Source organism: Streptomyces sp. NPDC088812 (genome assembly GCF_044750285.1).
GTDB lineage: Bacteria > Actinomycetota > Actinomycetes > Streptomycetales > Streptomycetaceae > Streptomyces.
The window spans coordinates 135,967-154,157 of the sequence record NZ_JBIVJP010000018.1 but is presented as its reverse complement, the minus strand read 5'-3'; the positions used below and the strand labels follow the sequence as shown (position 1 = coordinate 154,157).

17 protein-coding genes are annotated in these 18,191 nt (G+C 72.0%); 8 read left to right on the top strand and 9 right to left on the bottom strand.

Going from position 1 to position 18,191, the window contains the following annotated elements; translation table 11 throughout:
- Together ACIP67_RS28960 and ACIP67_RS28955 are read right to left on the bottom strand one after the other, a co-directional pair.
- The coding region (locus tag ACIP67_RS28960) for a BTAD domain-containing putative transcriptional regulator (protein ID WP_401695800.1) at positions 1–959 on the bottom strand (959 nt) is incomplete at its 3' end.
- 206 nt (positions 960–1,165) lie between these two features.
- On the bottom strand, positions 1,166–1,645 hold the full coding sequence (locus tag ACIP67_RS28955; protein WP_401695799.1) for an RICIN domain-containing protein: 480 nt from the start codon (positions 1,643–1,645) through the stop codon (positions 1,166–1,168).
- A gap of 223 nt (positions 1,646–1,868) precedes the next feature.
- Here ACIP67_RS28955 and ACIP67_RS28950 point away from each other — a divergent pair, with 223 nt between their 5' ends.
- Together ACIP67_RS28950 and ACIP67_RS28945 are read left to right on the top strand one after the other, a co-directional pair.
- Entirely contained in the window at positions 1,869–2,480 is a 612-nt protein-coding gene (locus ACIP67_RS28950; protein ID WP_401695798.1) for a sigma-70 family RNA polymerase sigma factor, read from the top strand.
- Positions 2,481–2,597: 117 nt separating this feature from the next.
- Positions 2,598–3,122: an RICIN domain-containing protein gene (locus tag ACIP67_RS28945; RefSeq protein WP_401695797.1), complete on the top strand. Its 525-nt coding sequence runs from the start codon at positions 2,598–2,600 to the stop codon at positions 3,120–3,122.
- Positions 3,123–3,381: 259 nt separating this feature from the next.
- Here ACIP67_RS28945 and ACIP67_RS28940 read toward each other — a convergent pair whose 3' ends face one another.
- The 4 genes from ACIP67_RS28940 to ACIP67_RS28925 form a co-directional block, all read right to left on the bottom strand.
- Positions 3,382–3,891: an O-acetyl-ADP-ribose deacetylase gene (locus ACIP67_RS28940; RefSeq protein ID WP_401695796.1), complete on the bottom strand. Its 510-nt coding sequence runs from the start codon at positions 3,889–3,891 to the stop codon at positions 3,382–3,384.
- 45 nt (positions 3,892–3,936) lie between these two features.
- Positions 3,937–5,349 (bottom strand): phytoene desaturase family protein, encoded by a 1,413-nt coding sequence (locus ACIP67_RS28935; protein ID WP_401695795.1) that lies wholly within the window; start codon positions 5,347–5,349, stop codon positions 3,937–3,939.
- A gap of 678 nt (positions 5,350–6,027) precedes the next feature.
- On the bottom strand, positions 6,028–6,882 hold the full coding sequence (locus ACIP67_RS28930) for an inositol monophosphatase family protein (RefSeq protein ID WP_401695794.1): 855 nt from the start codon (positions 6,880–6,882) through the stop codon (positions 6,028–6,030).
- Between the two features lie 92 nt (positions 6,883–6,974).
- A complete protein-coding gene (locus ACIP67_RS28925; RefSeq protein WP_401695793.1) occupies positions 6,975–8,801 on the bottom strand; it encodes a gamma-glutamyltransferase family protein in 1,827 nt (608 codons plus the stop codon).
- A gap of 326 nt (positions 8,802–9,127) precedes the next feature.
- On the opposite strand from ACIP67_RS28925, the gene ACIP67_RS28920 reads away from it, so the two are divergent.
- Both ACIP67_RS28920 and ACIP67_RS28915 read left to right on the top strand, forming a co-directional pair.
- Positions 9,128–9,508 (top strand): VOC family protein, encoded by a 381-nt coding sequence (locus ACIP67_RS28920; RefSeq protein ID WP_401695792.1) that lies wholly within the window; start codon positions 9,128–9,130, stop codon positions 9,506–9,508.
- A gap of 77 nt (positions 9,509–9,585) precedes the next feature.
- Positions 9,586–10,515 (top strand): nitrilase-related carbon-nitrogen hydrolase, encoded by a 930-nt coding sequence (locus ACIP67_RS28915; protein WP_401695791.1) that lies wholly within the window; start codon positions 9,586–9,588, stop codon positions 10,513–10,515.
- A gap of 99 nt (positions 10,516–10,614) precedes the next feature.
- Here ACIP67_RS28915 and ACIP67_RS28910 read toward each other — a convergent pair whose 3' ends face one another.
- On the bottom strand, positions 10,615–11,385 hold the full coding sequence (locus tag ACIP67_RS28910; protein ID WP_401695790.1) for a thioesterase II family protein: 771 nt from the start codon (positions 11,383–11,385) through the stop codon (positions 10,615–10,617).
- A gap of 204 nt (positions 11,386–11,589) precedes the next feature.
- On the opposite strand from ACIP67_RS28910, the gene ACIP67_RS28905 reads away from it, so the two are divergent.
- Genes ACIP67_RS28905 through ACIP67_RS28895 form a run of 3 tightly spaced genes read left to right on the top strand, consistent with a single transcriptional unit; the run spans position 11,590 to position 15,238 of the window.
- Positions 11,590–12,702 (top strand): LLM class flavin-dependent oxidoreductase, encoded by a 1,113-nt coding sequence (locus tag ACIP67_RS28905; protein ID WP_401695788.1) that lies wholly within the window; start codon positions 11,590–11,592, stop codon positions 12,700–12,702.
- Positions 12,699–14,000 carry an MFS transporter gene (locus tag ACIP67_RS28900; RefSeq protein ID WP_401695787.1) on the top strand — a complete coding sequence of 434 codons (1,302 nt, stop codon included), beginning with the start codon at positions 12,699–12,701 and terminating at the stop codon, positions 13,998–14,000. Before ACIP67_RS28905 ends, ACIP67_RS28900 begins: the two co-directional genes overlap by 4 nt.
- A complete protein-coding gene (locus tag ACIP67_RS28895; protein ID WP_401695786.1) occupies positions 14,000–15,238 on the top strand; it encodes an acetyl-CoA carboxylase biotin carboxylase subunit family protein in 1,239 nt (412 codons plus the stop codon). Before ACIP67_RS28900 ends, ACIP67_RS28895 begins: the two co-directional genes overlap by 1 nt.
- Before the next feature lie 70 nt (positions 15,239–15,308).
- Here ACIP67_RS28895 and ACIP67_RS28890 read toward each other — a convergent pair whose 3' ends face one another.
- Complete coding sequence (locus ACIP67_RS28890; RefSeq protein ID WP_401695785.1) at positions 15,309–16,064, bottom strand: sulfite exporter TauE/SafE family protein; 756 nt, start codon at positions 16,062–16,064, stop codon at positions 15,309–15,311.
- A gap of 9 nt (positions 16,065–16,073) precedes the next feature.
- Complete coding sequence (locus tag ACIP67_RS28885) at positions 16,074–17,693, bottom strand: PqqD family protein (RefSeq protein WP_401695784.1); 1,620 nt, start codon at positions 17,691–17,693, stop codon at positions 16,074–16,076.
- A gap of 239 nt (positions 17,694–17,932) precedes the next feature.
- Here ACIP67_RS28885 and ACIP67_RS28880 point away from each other — a divergent pair, with 239 nt between their 5' ends.
- Complete coding sequence (locus ACIP67_RS28880) at positions 17,933–18,166, top strand: phosphopantetheine-binding protein (RefSeq protein WP_401695783.1); 234 nt, start codon at positions 17,933–17,935, stop codon at positions 18,164–18,166.
- Positions 18,167–18,191 lie beyond the last annotated feature (25 nt).

Genomic DNA, 18,191 nt, shown 5'->3' with positions numbered 1-18,191 from the left:
TCGGCGGAGGCCGCAGGCACGGCGGAGGCCGCAGGCACGGCGGAGGCCGCAGGCACGGCGGAGGCCGCAGGCACGGCGGAGGCCGCAGGCACGGCGGAGGCCGCAGGCACACCCGGCGCCGCAAACACCGCCGGAGCCGCAGGCGCGCCAGGAGCCGCAGGCGCTGCCGCGGGCGCTGCCGCGGGCGCGCCGAGGGCCGGGGGCGCGCCGGGCGGGGCCGACGGTCGCAGCCTCGCCGTGTCGTGCCGGAGTACGGCCAGCTGGGTCTCGCGCAATGTGGGCCCCGGTTCGAGGCCGAGGTCGTGGGCGAGCAGGGCGCGTACCGTCTCGTACCGTCGCAGTGCTTCCGCGTGCCGCCCCGCGAGGTACAGCGCCCGCATGAGCACGGCCCATGACGCCTCCCGCAGGGGATCGCGTTCGATGAGCCGCTCCGCGGCGATGATCGCCTGAGCGGTCCGGCCCTCCTGGAGCAGCAAGGTGGTGCGCAGTTCCTCGGCGGACAGCTTCAGCCCTTCGAGCCGGCCGGCCTCGCCCTCGGCGAACCGGTGGCGGCAGGCGTCCACGAGCGGGGTGCCGCGCCACATGCCGAGCGCCCCCTCGGTCTCCCGGAGGGCCTCACCGGCGCGGCCACGGGCCGCGAGCGCGTGCGCGTGCTGCACGGCCCGCTCGAACCGCACCGAGTCCAGCGCCTCGGGAGGCAGGCGCAGGGCGTAACCGGTGGGGACGCTGCGGAGCACCTCGGCCGGCTCCCGGCGCGCCCGGCCGGGCTCGAGCACGGCACGCAGCCTGCTGACGTGCGCGTGCACCGAGGACATGGCACCGGCGGGTGGGCGGCCGTCCCACAGATCGTCACAGAGTCGTTCGACACCAACGGTGTGGCCGTTCTCCAGAAGCAGCCGCAGGAGCAGGGCACGCCGTTTGGGCGGCCCCAGGTCGAGCACCTCTGCGCCTCGCTGCACTTCCAGAGGGCCCAGCAACCGAAATTCCACGGAGGCACCTCTCTAGCTTCGGTGCCACCCTCACGCACAGAGGTGTCCGGTCGACAGACCGAACCCTGCTCATTCGGCGCTCACTTGTGCTCGTTCGGGGCAGGACGCCGGCCGGCCCGGCGGGCGGTCGTACCGGGCCGGGCCGGGCCGGGCCGCCGGGCCGTGTCCCACGTCGCTCAGCCCTGTTCGCAGGTCCAGCCGCTGGTGTGCCAGGAGGACTTGTTCCCGGTGTAGTCGGTGACGGAGACCGTGCCGGCGTTCCAGCCGGTCAGGTAGCTGCCGAGACCGCGTTCCTCGGCCAGCCTGCTGAACACGCCGGCGCCGCAGTCGCGGATGTACCACCGCTGTCCGAGGTCCGAGGTGTTGCAGTCGGAGAGGTAGACATTGGTGCCGTCGGAGTCCAGGCAGGAGGTGCTGGCGGTGTTCCTGAACATGTCGCCGCTGGTCGTCTCGCGGATCTGCCAGGTGATCGGGTCGGTGCCGTAGCAGTCGTACAGACGGAGCTGCTTGCCGGACTCCCCCATGCACGTGCCGGTGCTGAGGTTCCGGAAGGTGTGGGCCTGGGAGGGGAAGTCCACGGCGTGGGCGGTCGGCACGGCCGCGGTGAGAGCGCCCAGGGCGGCGACGGCCGCCAGGACGGAACTCGACTTGCGCACGATCATCCTTTCCTCCGGCTGCCGTCGGCCTGCACCAGGCCCGGGGAGCGGCACCCGGCACTGTCTCCACGAGCCACGGCCCCAGGCGGTTCACCGTCCCGCGGCAAGGCGGCGGCAAGAACCGGCCAAGGCGCCGCCCCGACACTGACGACGCCCCCGCCGACCGGCGACGGGCGGATCGGACGCGCGTAGAGCACGGCGGAGAACGGGGAGTCACAGCGCCATGAGGCAAGCCACGGATGTCCGGCAGGACGGCCCCGTGTCCGTCGCCCCCGCCTGGAGGCACCTCCGGGGCCGGACGCCCGCCGAGCCCGCCGCCCCCGCCGGCACGGACTGCGAACCCTTCGTCCGCATGATCTACGAGGAGTACGGCGGTGTGCTCACGCGCTTCGCGGCCCGTCTGCTGGGCGGCGACCGGGACCGGGCCGAGGACATACTCCAGGAGGCCGCGGTCCGGGCCTGGCGGCACGTCGGGGTGCTCGGCCGGCAGGACGGGGGCCTGCGCCCGTGGCTGTTCACCGTCGTCCGGAACCTGGTGATCGACGAACGCCGGGCGAGCCTCGTCCGGCCGGTCACCGCCTGTCCCCTCGACCATGTCGTCATCCCCGTCGGCGACGGGGCCGAGCGGGTCCTGACCCGGCACGTCGTCACGGACGCGCTGCACGACCTGACCGCCCAGCAGCGGCAGATCCTCCATCACATGTACTTCCTGGGCCACAGCGTCGCCGAGACGTCCGAAGTCCTCGGGATCGCCCAGGGCACCGTGAAATCCCGCACGTACTACGCCGTGCGGGCCCTGGGGAACGCGCTGCGGGACCGGGGGATCCACGCCTGACACCGACAGTGGAAGCGTCCACCGAACCGAGTCGCCGATCTCCTCGTAGCTGTCTACGCAATGATCTTGCCGGAGCGGGTTGCACCCGCCCGGCCGCCACTCTTCGGAGAGTACGAGATGAAACTGTCCAAGCCAGCCGGGAAGCCGGCCCGAGCCGGCGGCCGCGCCGGACTGGCCGGTGCGGCCGCCCTGCTCGGCGCGCTGGCCCTCGCCGTGCCCGCCACACCGGCCCACGCCGCCGACACCAGCGTCACGGGCACCTACCAGAACAAGCAGACCGGGCTGTGCCTCGACGGCAACGCCGCCAGCTCCGTGTACATGTCGGTCTGCGACACCAGCAAGAGCAACCCGTACCAGCAGTGGGTGTTCACCTACACCGGTACGTACGCGGGCACCATCCGCCAGGTCGCCACCGGCCGGTGCCTGGGCGCCGTGTGGGGCGGAGGTGACGCCTTCACGGAAACGTCGGACTGGTGCGGCCGGATTCCCGGTGACGAGTGGGTCAAGGACGGTGACGCGCGGCGCAACGCCGTCGACACCAGCCTCTGCCTCGACAGCAACTGGTCGTACGAGGCCTACACGCTGGCCTGCAACGGCGGCGGCTACCAGAAGTGGCAGCTCAACGTGATCTCGCGGACCTGAGGCCGTCCCGGCGGGACGTGACGCGTGCGCGCCGTTCCGCCGGGACCGCTCGACGGCACCGTCACCGACATCACCCCGGGCTCCACGTACACCGGGGCGCGCTCACCCTGACCGTCGCCCGGTGACGGACGGGCCGCCCCCGAGCCCGGAAGGGTCCGGGTAGCCGGTCGCCGGGCCGCCGGGCCGCCGGGCCGCCGGAATCCGATGTCCGGCGGCCTTCCGGCAGGACACCGGGACACCGGGCCCGCGGGCCGCGGGCTCAGCCGGTCTGCGCGGCGAACGCCGCGTACGCCCGCTCGTCGAAGAGGACGAACCTGACCTCCTCGACCGCCGTCTCCGTCGCGCGCACGGTCGTGACCGCGATGCGGGCGGCGTCCTCCATCGGCCAGCCGTAGACGCCGGTGGAGATGGCCGGGAAGGCGACCGTCCGCGCGCCCAGTTCGTCCGCCACGCGGAGCGACTCGCGGTGGCAGGAGGCGAGCAGCGCGGGACCGGCGTCGTCGGCCCCGTACACCGGGCCGACGGTGTGGATGACCCAGCGCGCGTCCAGCGCACCGGCCGTGGTGGCGACCGCCTGGCCGGTGGGCAGACCGCGGCCGTAGGAGGAGGCGCGGAGCGTGCGGCACTCCTCGAGGATCGCGGGGCCGCCGCGCCGGTGGATGGCGCCGTCGACCCCGCTGCCGCCGAGCAGCGAGGAGTTGGCGGCGTTGACGACGGCGTCCACGGACTGGGCGGTGATGTCGCCCCGGACGAGCGTGATCGTGGTCATGCAGGGCTGCCTCTCTGTCGGTGCGCGGCGCCGGGGGACCGGAGGCTACGCCTGTCGGCGCAGCCGCCGCCAGACGGCCTTCGCCGCGTTGTGGCCGGACATGCCGTGGACGCCGGGGCCGGGCGGGGTGGCCGAGGAGCAGATGAACACGGCCGGGTGGGGCGTGGAGTAGGGGAACAGGGACAGCCGGGGGCGCAGCAGGAGCTGGAGGCCCGAGGCGGCGCCGGAGCCGATGTCCCCGCCGACGTAGTTGGCGTTGCGGGCGGCGAGTTCGGCGGGGCCGGCGGTCGCGCGGGCGAGGACGAGGTCGCGGAAGCCCGGGGCGAACCGCTCCAGTTGGCGTTCCATGACGTCGGTGAGGTCACCGGTCCAGCCGTTGGGGACGTGGGCGTAGGCCCAGAAGACCTGCTTGCCGGCCGGGGCGCGGGTGGGGTCGACGACACCGGGCTGCACCGTGATCATGAAGGGGCGCTCCGGTGCGCGTCCCTCCCTGGAGGCGGCGCGCAGGGCGGCGCCGATCTCCGCGCTGTCCGCGCCGATCTGGACCGTGGTGGCGGCGCGCGCCTCCGGCGCGGTCCAGGGGACGGGTCCGTCCAGCGCGTAGTCGATCTTGAACACGCCGGGGCCGTACCGGTAGCCGTCGTAGAAGCGGCCGAGGCCGGCGATGCGGGCGAGGGCGGTGGGCGAGGTGTCGAAGACGTAGGCGCGGGCCGGGGGGAGGTCGTCGAGTCGCTTGACCTCGTAGTCGGTGTGGAGGGCGCCGCCGAGGTCCTTCAGGAGGCCGGCGAGGGCGTCGGAGATGGCCTGGGAGCCGCCGCGGGGCACCGGCCAGCCGCGGGCGTGCCCGGCGAGGGCGAAGACCAGGCCGACGGCGCCGGTGGCGAGGCCGCCCAGGGGGGCCATGATGTGGGCGACGAGACCGGCGAAGAGCGCCTTGGCGGGTTCGTCGCGGAAGCGGCGGGTCAGCCAGGTGGACGGGGGCAGCCCGGCGAGCCCGAACCGGGCCAGGGTCACCGGATCGCGGGGCAGCGCGGTCAGCGGCAGGGACATGAAGTCCCGGACGAGCGTGTCCCACCGCGCCAGGAACGGCTCGACGAGCCTGCGGTAGGCGCCCGCGTCGCGCGGTCCGAAGGAGGCCGCCGTCTCGGAGACCGAGCGGGACAGCACGGCGGCCGTGCCGTCGGGGAAGGGGTGCGCCATCGCCAGGTCGGAGTGGAGCCACTCCAGGCCGTAGCGCTCCAGGGGCAGGGCGCGGAAGGCGGGCGAGTTGATACCGAGGGGGTGCGCGGCGGAACACGGGTCGTGGCGGAACCCGGGGAGGGTGAGCTCCTCGGTGCGGGCTCCCCCGCCGACGGTGTCCCGGGCCTCGAAGAGGGCGACGGAGAATCCTCGCCGGGCCAGCTCCACGGCGGCGGTCAGGCCGTTCGGCCCCGCCCCCACCACTGCCACGTCAAGCATCGGCACTTCGGACCCCTTCGTCAGCCGGTGGCCTCCGGGGCCAGGATATGCCGGAGGTACGACAGCGCCTGCGGCGCCGGGGGGTTCGGGCCGCCGGGGGCTCATCCGGGCGCCCGGGCGGCCTGGGCCGCCCGGTCCGCTCGGGCCGCCGTTGATGCCCGGCAGACCGGGCCGTGTTGTTTCCGGGGGCCCGAGGGGAGGCCGGGGGGGGCGCCGGGAGGCCGAGGCCTGGGAACCCGAGGGAGGCTCGGGGCCGGGGCGGAGGAGGCCGGGGGCCGAGGAGGCCGGGGGCCGGGGTCCGAGGGCCGAGAGCCGGGGGCCGGGGTCCGAGGGCCGGGGACCGAGGTCCGAGGGCCGGGGTCCGAGGGCCGGCGGCCGGGGCCCGAGAGCCAGGAGCCGGGAGCCGGCGGCCGGGACCCGAGAGCCAGGAGCCGGGAGCCGGCGGCCGGGACCCGAGAGCCAGGAGCCGGGAGCCGGCGGCCGGGACCCGAGAGCCAGGAGCCGGGAGCCGGGAGCCGGCGGCCGGGACCCGAGAGCCAGGAGCCGGGAGCCGGCGGCCGGGACCCGAGAGCCAGGAGCCGGCGGCCGGGGCCCGGGAGCCGGGGGCAGCGCGGCCCGGAGGTCCAGGGCCCGGGGCCCGGGGGCCCGAGGGGCCCGAGGCCCGTAGGCCCGGCACCGTCAGGAACGTGCCCCCGTCCCCGACAGCAGGGCCGTGACCCGTCGCGCCGTCGCCGCGTCCCGGGCCGCCGTGAACGGCAGGCTGTTGCCGCCGGTGATCCGGAACGGTTCGCCGGTGAGGGTGAGGTGGGCGCCGCCCGCCTCCTCGACCAGGAGGATGCCGGCCGCGTGGTCCCAGGCCGCTTCCCAGGAGAACGCCGTGGCGTCCAGCTCGCCCCGGGCGACGGCCAGGTACTCGAGGCCCGCCGATCCGCAGGGGCGGGGGGCGACGCCGGCCGTCCGCAGGCCGAGCAGGGCGTGCTTCTGCTCGTCGGTGGTGAAGTCGGGGTGGGAGGTGGCGACCGTCAGATCGCGTCCGGGGGCCGGGGGCCCGGCGAACAACCGCTCGCCGTCCAGGAAGGCACCCGCGCCGCGCACGGCCGTGGCGAGCCGGTCGCGGGCCGCGGCGTACGTCCACGAGGCGAGCACGACGCCGTGCCGGGCGAGCGCGACCAGCGTGCAGAAGCCGTCGTCGCCGTGCACGAACTGCCGGGTGCCGTCGACCGGGTCGACGATCCAGACCGGGGCGTCACCGTGGAGCGCCTCGTACGTCACGGGGTTGGCGTGCACCGCCTCCTCGCCGACGACGACCGAGCCGGGCAGCAGGGCGGCGAGCACCTCGGTGAGGTACCGCTCGGCGTTGCGGTCGGCGTCCGTGACCAGGTCGTGGGGGCCGCTCTTCTGGTCGACCTCGTGCGTGGCGAGCTGCCGGAAGCGGGGCATGATCTCGGTCGCGGCGGCCTTGCGGACCGCCTCCTCCACGTCGGCCGAGTGGCGGGCGAGAAACTCGTCGATGGTTTCCTTGTCGTCGATCATGTCTCCATGAGACCACGCCGCCCTGACATCGCCCGCCCCCGCCGTGCACGGCGGGTGGAAGGGGGATGAACAGCGGGCACGGGTGGGTCTCCTCACCGCCCCACCGCATACCCCTGCATCCCCCGCGGGTTGGCCGCCGCCGACAGGATCCCGGTGGCCGGGTCGCGGGCGACGGCGCACAGCCGCCCCTCGGACCAGGGGTCGCCGACGGTCACGTCGTGGCCGCGCCGCCGCAGCTCCTCGACGACGCCGTCCGGCACGCGCGACTCGACGGTCACGCTGCCCGGCCGCATGCCGCGCGGGTAGAAGGAGCCGGGGAATGCGTCGGTGTGCCAGTTCGGGGCGTCGACGGCGCCCTGGAGGTCGAGTCCGCCGCGCACGGGCGCGCGGAGGGCGACGGCCAGGAAGAAGTGCAGCTGCCACTGGTCCTGCTGGTCGCCGCCGGGTGTGCCGAAGGCGAGGACCGGGACGCCGTCGCGCAGCGCGATCGACGGGGTGAGGGTGGTGCGGGGCCGGCGGCCGGGGGTGAGCGAGTTCGGCAGTCCCTCCTCCAGCCAGGTCATCTGCAGCCGGGTGCCGAGCGGGAAGCCCAGCTCGGGCACGACGGGGTTGGACTGGAGCCAGCCGCCACTGGGGGTGGCCGCGACCATGTTGCCCCAGCGGTCGACGACGTCCAGGTGGCAGGTGTCACCGCGGGTGGCCCCCGCGGCGCTCACGTCGGGCTCGCCCGGCACCGGCGAGGCCGGCGCCTTGGCGACCGTCGGCTCGCCGACGCCCATCGGGCCGAAGCCGGGCTCGTCGGTGACGACCACGTGCGCGTGCGCGCTCAGCCGGGGGACGCGCCCGCCGGGGCTGCCCGGCCGCAGCTCGTAGGACGCCCGCTCCCCGATCAGCCGGCGCCGGCCGGTGTTGTACCGCGCGGACAGCAGGTCCTCCAGCGGTGTCCCGGCCGCGTCCCCGTACCAGGCCTCCCGGTCGGCCATGGCGAGCTTGCAGCCCTCGACGAGCAGGTGGACGTAGTCGGCGGAGCCGTACGCGGGCAGGTCGGGCGGGAGCAGGGCGAGCTGCTGGAGGAGGGCCGGCCCCTGGCTCCAGGGTCCGGCCTTGCACAGGGTCCAGCCGTTCCAGTCGTACGTGGCGGGCGTCTCGTAGGTGGCGGACCAGCCGGCGAGGTCGGCGGCGGTGAGGGTGCCGGTGTGGTGTGCGCCGCTGGTGTCCAGGGTGGGCCGGGCGGCCTGGCGGACCAGCGCCTCGGCGATGAACCCGGTCCGCCAGACCTCCCGGGCGGCCTCGATCCGTGCCTCCCGGTCCCCCGCGCCGGCGGTCTCGGCGAGCAGCCGCCGCCAGGTGGCGGCGAGGGCGGGATTGCGCAGCAGCAGGCCGGGGCGGGGCGCCGTGCCGTCCGGGAGGTACACCCGCGCCGACGAGGTCCACTCGGTCTCGAACAGCTCCCGTACGGTCTCGACGGTCGCGCCCACGTTCTCCACGGGCGGGTGCCCGTCCTCGGCGTATCCGATGGCGTACTTCAGGACGTCGGGGAGGGGCTTGGTGCCGTGGTCGCGCAGCAGGAGCATCCAGGCGTCGAACGCGCCGGGGACGGCGGCCGCGAGCGGCCCGGTGCCGGGCACGAGGTCCAGGCCGAGTCCGCGGTAGTGGGCGACGGTCGCCCCGGCCGGGGCGACACCCTGCCCGCACAGCACCCGCACCTCGCCGCCGGCCGGCGCCAGCAGGATCGGGACCTCGCCGGCCGGCCCGTTGAGGTGGGGCTCCACGACGTGCAGCACGAACGCCCCGGCCACGGCGGCGTCGTAGGCGTTCCCGCCGTCCTCCAGGACGGCCATCGCCGCCTGGGAGGCCAGCCAGTGGGTGGAGGACACCATGCCGAAGGTGCCCTGGAGCGTGGGTCGGGTGGTGAACATACGGCCTCTCACCTCGCTGTGTGCGCTTCGTCCAGGCGCGTCGGCGCTGAGGACACGTCCTGTGAGACATCTGGGGGTTCGGACCGGAGCCGTCCTCCATCCGCTCTCCCAGAAGGCTATCGATCGACGCCCCGCGCGGTTGGACACGCACCCAACTCGCCCTGGAGGCATGCCGCTTCGGGAAGGCGTCCAGGCTTCCCTCACACCATCCGTGGGCGGCAGACTCACCTTGGCGGCAGGGGTTGAAGAAGAAGCCCGGTGCCTGTTGCCGATGTCCGGAGTTGATGATCAGGGTTCGCCGTCCCAGCCGATCAGGAAGAGCTGCCATGCACAGAAGCCGCGTATACGCCGTTCTGATCGACACGCCCTTGGCCGAGGCCGCCAAGGCAGCGGACTTCTGGTCAGCGGCTCTCGGTGTGACCGCCCGGCCGTTTCCGCCGGCGCCGGAGTTCACCACACTCCATCAGGCCCTGCCAGGGCTGATCATGGCGGTCCAGGCGGTCGACGACGCACCCCGTGTCCACCTGGACATCGAGACCGACGACATCGAGGCGGAGACCACGCGCCTGATCGCTCTGGGCGCTGAGCAGGTCTCGCAGTGGCAGGAGTGCCGCGTGCTGCGAGTGCCCGGCGGTCATCTGGTGTGCGTCCTCCCCGTGGAGAGCGACCCGGACGCTTTCCGGGCGCAGGCCAACGTCTGGCCGTGACGATGCACGAGGCAGGCCGCGGGGCACCGCCGGCACCCCGCGACCTGATCCGTCGCACAGGCCCTAGCCTCGATGGCATGACCTCTGTGACCGCCGCCGTCGTACAGGCCGCTGCCCCTCTGTTCGATACGCCCGCCGCGCTGGCCCGCGCCGAGGAACTGATCCGGGAAGCCGCGGTCGACCACCGTGCCGAGGTCGTCGTCCTCCCCGAGGCGTTCCTCGGCGGCTATCCCAAGGGCCTCGACTTCGGCATCACCGTCGGCAGCCGCACCCCGGCCGGCCGTGACCTGTTCCGCCGCTACCATGCCGCCGCCATCGACATCCCCGGCCCCGAGGTCGCCGCCCTGGCCGCCCTCACCAGTGAACTGGGCTGTCACGCCGTCGTCGGCGCGGTCGAGCGCCAGGGGGGCACCCTGTACTGCGTCGCACTGTTCTTCGGGCCGGCCGGCTACCTGGGCCTGCACCGCAAGCTGATGCCCACCGCGGCCGAACGCTACCTGTGGGGCCAGGGTGACGGGTCCACTCTCCCCGTCGTCGACACCGGAACGGTCCGCCTGGGCGCGGCCATCTGCTGGGAGAACTACATGCCGTTGTTCCGTACGGCGATGTACGCCAAGGGCGTCGACCTGTGGTGCGCCCCGACCGTCGACGACCGCGACGCCTGGCAGGCCACCATGCGGCACGTCGCGCTGGAGGGCCGCTCCTTCGTCCTCAGCGCCAACCAGTACATGCGCCGCGATGCCCTGCCCGACGACCTCCACCCGGTCCAGGGCGATGAACCCGACACGGTCCTGATCGCCGGCGGCTCCGTCATCATCTCGCCGCTCGGTGAGGTTCTGGCCGGTCCGCTGCGCGGTGGTGAGGGCATCCTGACCGCCGAACTCGACCTCGACGACCTGGCCCGCGCCCGCTTCGACTTCGACCCGACCGGCCACTACGCCCGCCCCGACGTCTTCACCCTCCACGTCGACCCAACTGCCCGCGCCACCGTCACCTCGGAAGCCTGACGTCGCACGGAAGCGGATCCAGGCCCTGGATGACCGAGTGGGCCGGGCGTGATGATCGCTCCACGACCGGCCGCGCGGATCACACGAGTTCGAGCACGGTCACGGCCGACGCGGAGTCAGAGCCGCCAACAGGTCGCCCACGAGGTTTTCTCGATGCTCCATCAAGAAGAAGTGGCCGCCCGTGTACGTCCTCAGCTCGAACTCACCCGTCGTCATCCGCTCCCACGCCGCCGCCTCCTCGACACTCACCCCGGGGTCCGCGTCCCCGGTGCACGCCGTGACCGGAACCGATACCTGCCGTCCGGGCGCGGGCGCATACGTCTCCATCAGCCGCAGGTCGCCCCGGAGCGAGGGCAGGATGAACTCGGCCAGGTCCGGGTCGGCCAGCAGCGTCTCGTACATGCCGCCGAACGCGCCGACCCCGGCGAGCATCGCGGCGTCGTCCACGAGGTGCAGCTGCGGTTCCGCGGCGCGGCGCGCCCGCGGAGCACGCTGCCCGGAGGCGAACAGCCGTACCGGTGGTACCTGTTGCGCCTCCAGACGGAGCACCACCTCGTAGCCGATCGTGGCGCCCATACTGTGGCCGAACAGCGCGAAGGGGCGGTCGAGGACGGGCTCGATGGCGGCGGTGACGGCGTCCGCCATGGCGTCCATGGACGTGACGCAGCCCTCCGTGAGGCGGTCGTGACGGCCGGGGTACTGGACGGCGACCAGCTCGACGTCCGCGGGCAGCACCTCCACCCAGGGGCGGAAGAAGGCCGCGGTGCCGCCGCCGTGCGGCAGGCACACCAGGCGGGCGCGGGGGGCGACGGCGGGGCGGTACCGCTTGAGCCAGGCGTCGGACAGCGGGCCGGCGGGGGTGGACGTCACGTGGCCTCCTCCGGAGGGCAGCGGGTGGACAAGGCAATTTCCGGCCGATGCTATTGCACACCACCGCGCCAACTGCCAAAGAAGCCGGAGCAGTTCGGAGTCTCCCATATAGTGGATCGATCTTGACGCCCGTTACAGGGCCGTGCCAGGCTCCCAAGCCTCGCTGTCGTGAATCCAACGAATCGGATCAGAACGGGATCAGGTGTGCAGGAAGCGCTGAAGTTCCACTGGTGTTCCCCCCTGGACAGTGGCCAGCAGAAGGCAACCGAGAAATACCGGCAGGGCGAGCTCGACTTCGACGGGATCGTCGACTTCGCACAAGAGGCCGAGCAACTCGGTGTCGACTCCCTGCTGATGGGCATCAGCTACCACATGCCCGATCCTCTGCCGATGATCGGCGCCCTCGTCCGGGAGACCGAGAAGGTCAAGTTCATCCTGGCATACCGACCGGGCCTCATTCCGCCCACTCTGTTCACCCAGGTCGTGAACACGATTTCCTGGATGGGGGACGGGCGGATATCCCTGAATCTCGTCGCGGGCATCTCCCCCGCCGAACAGGCTTATTACGGGGACTACCTGGCGCACGACGAGCGCTATGAGCGCTCCAACGAGTTCCTCGACGTTCTGCACCGCTTCTGGAAGGGCGAGAAGCCCCTTACTCACCACGGCAGGCACTACCGCATCGACGAGGCGCAGCTCGGCCTCGGCTACAAGGACGGCGGCCGCCCCTACATCTACATCAGCGGTGCCTCCGGGGTCGCCCAGAAGACCGCGATCGAGCACGGCGACTGCTGGCTGCGCTACGGCGACACCCCGGAGGGCCTCGCGGACGCCGTCGCGCCCGTCCTGGCGGGCGGCTGCCGCGTCGGTACCCGTATGCACGTCCTGTCGCGCGACACCCGTGAGGAGGCGCTCGCCGACCTCGCCGAGATGATGCGCGACCCCGACGAGGACCACAAGGCGTGGGTGACGAGCTTCGTCGCCGCGTCCGACTCCCAGGCGGTGAAGAACTCCTTCCGGCTCGCCGAGAAGGCGCAGGGCGACTGGTTGTCCCCGTACCTGTACTCCGGCGCCGTCGCCTACCGCGGCGGGCCCGCGCTGTGCGTCGTCGGCAGCCACGAGGAGGTGGCCCGCTATCTGTACGCGTACAAGGCGTCCGGAATCAGCGAGTTCATCTTCTCGGGGTGGCCCACGCGCGACGAGATGCGGACCTTCTACACGCGGGTGCTCCCGCTGATCCGGGACCTGGAGCGGGCTGCGCAGGGGGCCGACGAGGCCGACGGTGACGCGCGGCCGGCCGGGGCAGGGCACGAGTGACCTCCGCCCCCGCCGCCGCGCCCGAGACCCGCGCGCGGCGGCTGCACCGCGGCCTGTTCGGGCTCGGCGTGCTGCTCGGCCTGATCGCCGAGCAGGTGGTGCTGTTCGCCGTGCCGCTGCTGATCTTCCAGGACACGCGGGACGTGTCGACGCTCGGCTTCGCGTTCGCCCTGGAGTGGCTGCCGAGCCTCATCGCGTACCCCTTCGCCGGTCTGATCGCCGACCGGGACGGGGGTGCGCGGCTGTTCTCCCGGGTCACCTCGGGGCGTGCGCTCGTGCTGCTGTGCGCCGTCGCGCTGTGCTTCGCGATGCCCGGCTGGACGACCGCGATCCTGATGGCCAACGGGGCGCTGCTGTCCGTGCTCGTGGCGCCGGTGCGGATGTCCATCGAGAAGATGGTGCCGCAGGTGGCGCAGGGCGAGAAGCTCGCGACGACGCAGTCCCTCGTACAGAACATGGAACTGCTCGCGATGGCGCTCGGCCCGGCGCTGGCCGCCACCGCCGTCGTCACCCTCGGCAAGCTGTGGCTGCTCGCGCTCGCCGCCCTCGTGTTCGCGCTGGCCGCCGTCTGCTGGTTGCCGCTGCCCCGCCAGGAGTGGCAGCGCGGTAGCGGCGGCGCCCGCGCGACCCTTGCCGAACTCGGTCTCGGTTGGCATCTCCTGGTGCACAACAAGCCCGTGTTCCTCATCGGAATCCTGAACTTCGCCATCAATCTCGTGGTCGCCACGATGATGAGCGCGAACGCCGCCATCGCCACCGGCGAACTGAAGGCGTCGGACACCGCGTACGGGATGCTGAACACGGTCGTCGGAATCATCGGACTGATCAATCTCGCGCTGATTCCGTTCGTGCTGCGGAAATTCCATGTGCACGCCCTCGGCGTCGCCGGTTTCACGCTCGTGTGCGCGGCACTGCTCACGACGGGCGGCGCGCATTCCTTCGTGGTGTACGCCATCGCGTACGTCGCGACGATGACCGGCGCCGCCCTCTACAACGTCTTCAACCGTACCCAGCGGATCAAGGTCATTCCCCGGGAACACCTGGGAAAGGTCATGGGCCCTTTCTACCTCCTGAATCTGCTGTCCATGCCGCTGGCCGGCGTCGTCATCGGCCTCATCGGCGACCGCGTCGGGCCGCAGCGGCTCATCGTGCTGCTCACGCTCGCGCTCACGGTGGTGGGTGGAGTGCTGCTGCCCTGGACCATGAGCAGCTTCCGGCGGGCGCTCGCGGACCAGGAGCGCACGGCTGCCGAGGGCGGCAGCACGGATGAAGAACCGATCGGAACCGAGGTGCACTGATGCATATAGTTCTCGTCAACCGCTGGCCCCGATTCCAGGACGGGGTGCGCTGGGACAACGAGCTGACCCGCTATGAGGAGTTCATCGACCACGATGCCCACCGGGTCAGTTACGTCGTGGACGGTCCTGGCGCGGACGGCGTGCTCGTCGATCCGGCGAAGATCGCTCACATGGTGCGGGTCGCCGACGTGAACGACGTGGAGGTGCTGCGCTCCTGTCTCGTCGAGATCACGGAGAAGGTCGGCCCCGTCGACCAGTTGATCGCGCTGTCCGAGTTCACTCTGGAGATCGCCGCCCGCGTGCGGCAGGACCTCGGCATTCCCGGGCCGACGCCGGACGAGGTGGCCGTCTATCGCGACAAGGTCCGTATGAAGGAGGTCCTCGCCGAGGCGGGGGTGCGGGTGCCGCGCTTCGCGCGCTGCACGGACGCCGGGGACGCGCTGTCCTTCGCCGCCGGCTGCGGATACCCGCTGATCCTCAAACCGGTCGACGGTGCGGCCAGCATCGGCGTGCACCGCGTCGACGACGAGACGGCACTGCGGGAGCTGCTGCCTTCGCTCGACCTGAGCCGGTACGAGATCGAGGAGTTCGTCCCCGGGCACATCCACCATGTGGACGGATACGCGGACGACAAGGGCGGTGTCCCTTTCCAGGTGGCGTCCGCGTACGTCAACGACTGCCTTTCCTTCGGCGCGGGCGCCCCGCTCGGCTCCGTGGTCCTGAACGAGAGCGACCTGCGCCTCCGTATCGAGGAGTTCGCGCGGGAATGCGTACGTGCTCTCGGCCTTCGCACCACGCCCTTCCACCTGGAGCTGTTCGTGACCGACTCCGGTGAGCTGGTCTTCCTGGAGATCGGAGGGCGGGTCGGCGGCTCCGAGGTGCCGTATGTGGTGAACCGGCTCTTCGGGGTCAACCTGTACGAGGTGTGGCTGCGTTCGCTGGCGGGCGAGAGGATCGACGTGCCCGCCAAGGCCGCTGAGACCAGCGGGGGTTGGCTGGTCATTCCGAAGCCGGCCGAGCTTCCGGCGCGGGTCGTCGAGGTGACCACGCTGAAGGACGCGGTGCCGACGGTGTGGCGGGAACTCGTGCCGCCTGTCGGGTCGGTCCTCGAGCCGGGTGGCTCCTATGACGCGCTGCACGCCGGGCGGTACATCCTGCTGCACGAGGACCAGGACCGAGTGACAGCCGACATCCACCGGATCACGGAGGCGTTCCGGCTGCGGACCGAGCCCGCGTGACGGACCCGGGGCGGTGCCCCTGTGGTCGCACGACCGCAGGGGCACCGCCCCGGCCCTGTGGTCCGACCGGCTACGTGAGCGCCAGGACCGTCGCCGCAGTGATGCCCACCGCCACGATGAGCCCCCGCAGCGCCGTCGGCGGCAGCTTGCGGCCCACCCGGGCGCCGGCCAGGCCGCCGACCGTGGAGCCGACCGCGATCACCGCGGCTGCCGCCCAGTCGACGTGGGTGACGGCGATGAACACGACGGCCGCGACGCCGTTGACGATCGACGCGAGGACGTTCTTCACCGCGTTGAGACGCTGCAGATCGTCCTTGAGGAACGTCCCGAACATGCCCATCAGGATGACGCCCTGGGCGGCGCCGAAGTAGCCGCCGTAGACGCCGGTGCCGAACACGCCCAGCCACAGCGGCAGCCCGCCGTCGCCGTCGCCGACGCTCTCCCGCTTCTTCAGCCACGCGTTGAGGCGCGGCTGGAACAGGACGAGCACGCAGCCGGCGAGGATCAGGACGGGCACCACCGCGTCGAAGGCGCCCGACGGCAGCTTCAGCAGGAGCAGCGCGCCCAGCACGCCGCCGAGCAGGGAGCCCGCCCCGAATCTCAGTACCCTCCGTAGCTGGCCGCGGAGTTCACGGCGATAGCCGTACGCGGCACTGAGGGTGCCCGGCACCAGGCCGATGCTGTTGGAGACGTTGGCCAGGACCGGCGGGTAGCCGAAGGCCAGCAGGGTGGGGAAGGTGATGAGGGTTCCGGAGCCGACCACCGCGTTGATGGTGCCCGCGGCGATCGCGGCGGCCCCGATGGCCCCCGCCTCCACGACGTCCATGTGCTGTGCCTACCTGCCGGAGATGAGTTCCTCGACGGGCTGTCCGTCGGGGGTGTGCCGGGTGGAGATACGAAGCTTGTGCGGGTCGCCCTCCAGGATGAGGTCGACGGGCTGCGACTGGCCGATACCGGTGAGGGGGCGTCCGGTGCTGGTCGCCAGGACGCCCAGCTGGGCGAGCGACAGACCGCTGAACCGCTCCAGCTCGGCGACCAGCCGCGCGTCGGCGTCGCCCTGCGGCGCCGAGCCGTTGACCAGCTCGGTCAGGCGTCCCGTTTCCCCCTCCAGGTGCGGCTGTTCGGCCTTGAGGTAGTCGGCGAGGCCGGCCGCGCCGTCCGTGAACGGCGAGCGCACCATGCAGGCCAGCTGCTCCTCGGTGATGCCGAAGTTGTCCAGGGCGTACGCGTCCATGGCGGTCCGCATGCGCTCGACGGCCCCCTCACCCTCGTACCGAGCGGAGATCATCTCTATCAGGTGTTCGGGGAACTCCTTCTTCACCATCAGCTGCTTGCCGAAGGCCACGTACTCGTCGAGGCCCTCCGCGTAGCTGCGGCCGTACACGCGCTCGCACTTGAGGCCGCGGATGTGTGCCATGAGCGCCGGGTTGCCGCAGTCCGACTCGGAGAAGCTGAAGGCCACATCGTCGAACTGGAAGCCCAGGTAGTCGGTGAGCAGCTCCCAGTGGTCGCCGGACGCGTACTCCGTGTCGTCGTAGATGGAGAAGAAGCGCATATGGTCGGGGATGTCGTGGTGGACGCGGCGTTCCTCGACCAGGTCCGTGGCGTCCTTGCCGTAGATGTCCTCGAACCAGGCCCGCCCGATGTTGTCCGTGGCCTTCAGCACACCGCGGAATCCGGTGCGTTCGGCGCCCTGTGGGGCGACGCCCAGTCGTTCGGCGAGGCGGTGGATCCACACCAGGTAGGTGCGCTGCTCGTAGGGGGAGTCGCCGGTGATGATGAGGTCGACGCCGCCGTCGTGCGCGGCCCCGAGGCCGAAGGCGTGCGCGGCACTGAGGTTGCAGGCGTTGCAGAAGGTGGGACGGCCGTCGCCGAGCGTGCGGTGGCCGGTGACGAGGACGTCCAGGCGGTTGCGGGCGATGACGTGGTCGCGCTGCGGCAGGTCGACATGGAACGGCGTGATCTCGTCGCCGTCGATGAGGAACTGCTCGCAGTCGGGGTCGGCCGGCAGGTTCAGGGCGTTGTAGGTGCGGTCGATGTTGCGCATCACGGCGCCCGGCGTACCCGCGTGACGCATCGTCACCACGCGCAGCCGGAAGGTCGTTCCGGCCAGTTCGAACAGGCGTAGCTGCATGGACCGCACGAACGCGGTGGTGTACGCGCTGTCCTTGCCGCCGCCGTAGGCGACCATGACGACGCGCTCGTCCAGCGGGCCGATCCGCTCCAGCTGGGCGCGGAGTTTCGGCACGCACCGCTCGACCTCGTCCCAGTGCCCCGAGGACACCATCCACCGGCGCAGCTCGCGCAGGGTCGCGGCGCGCAGTTCGTCGGTGGCGGCGGGCGTTTCGCAGGGGCTGTCCGGCTTTTCGGTCTCGAGGGTCTCGGCCGTCTCGAGGGTCTCGGCTGTCCCGGTATCGGCTGTCTCGGTGGCGGTGGTGCCCGTTACGGCGGACAAATGTGTTCCTTTCCGTTCCCAGGAAGGCGCGACCCTACAGGCCCTCGCCGAATACACAAACGCGAGACAAAGGGTCACCGAATCCTCGCTCCCATGTCTCGCCAACGCGCCGGAGACTAACGCATGTTGACCAAGCTCTGTCCACAGTGAGCTGCCACCACCAGGAACGACGCAATAGCCGTCTCACTCTCTGAGAGAGACACTTCCAGGCGTCGTGATCACCGTGTTACCTTGCCGACGTGATCAACAGCAGCCTCTCGCGTGACTCGATAGAACAGGAACTACGCGACATCTGGGGGAAGTTGCTAGGAGTCGAAGTCGGCCGTGACGACAACTTTTTCGACCTCGGCGGTGATTCCCTGAAGGTCGTCGAGGTGGTGATCGAGGCCCGGAAACGGGGGGTGAACTTCCGCAGCTCCGCCGTTTTCCGCAACCCCACACCGGCACTCCTCGCCGCCAGCCTGACACCCTGACCGAAAATCGACGTTTCGACCGTCG

What these genes read in the sequence shown, in the direction of transcription:
- ACIP67_RS28950 (WP_401695798.1), top strand. Translation starts at nt 1,869, where the DNA reads ATGAGGCAAGCCACGGATGTCCGGCAGGACGGCCCCGTGTCCGTCGCC.
- ACIP67_RS28945 (WP_401695797.1), top strand. Translation starts at nt 2,598, where the DNA reads ATGAAACTGTCCAAGCCAGCCGGGAAGCCGGCCCGAGCCGGCGGCCGC.
- ACIP67_RS28940 (WP_401695796.1), bottom strand. Translation starts at nt 3,891, where the DNA reads ATGACCACGATCACGCTCGTCCGGGGCGACATCACCGCCCAGTCCGTG.
- ACIP67_RS28935 (WP_401695795.1), bottom strand. Translation starts at nt 5,349, where the DNA reads ATGCTTGACGTGGCAGTGGTGGGGGCGGGGCCGAACGGCCTGACCGCC.
- ACIP67_RS28930 (WP_401695794.1), bottom strand. Translation starts at nt 6,882, where the DNA reads ATGATCGACGACAAGGAAACCATCGACGAGTTTCTCGCCCGCCACTCG.
- ACIP67_RS28925 (WP_401695793.1), bottom strand. Translation starts at nt 8,801, where the DNA reads ATGTTCACCACCCGACCCACGCTCCAGGGCACCTTCGGCATGGTGTCC.
- ACIP67_RS28920 (WP_401695792.1), top strand. Translation starts at nt 9,128, where the DNA reads ATGCACAGAAGCCGCGTATACGCCGTTCTGATCGACACGCCCTTGGCC.
- ACIP67_RS28915 (WP_401695791.1), top strand. Translation starts at nt 9,586, where the DNA reads ATGACCTCTGTGACCGCCGCCGTCGTACAGGCCGCTGCCCCTCTGTTC.
- ACIP67_RS28895 (WP_401695786.1), top strand. Translation starts at nt 14,000, where the DNA reads ATGCATATAGTTCTCGTCAACCGCTGGCCCCGATTCCAGGACGGGGTG.
- ACIP67_RS28890 (WP_401695785.1), bottom strand. Translation starts at nt 16,064, where the DNA reads ATGGACGTCGTGGAGGCGGGGGCCATCGGGGCCGCCGCGATCGCCGCG.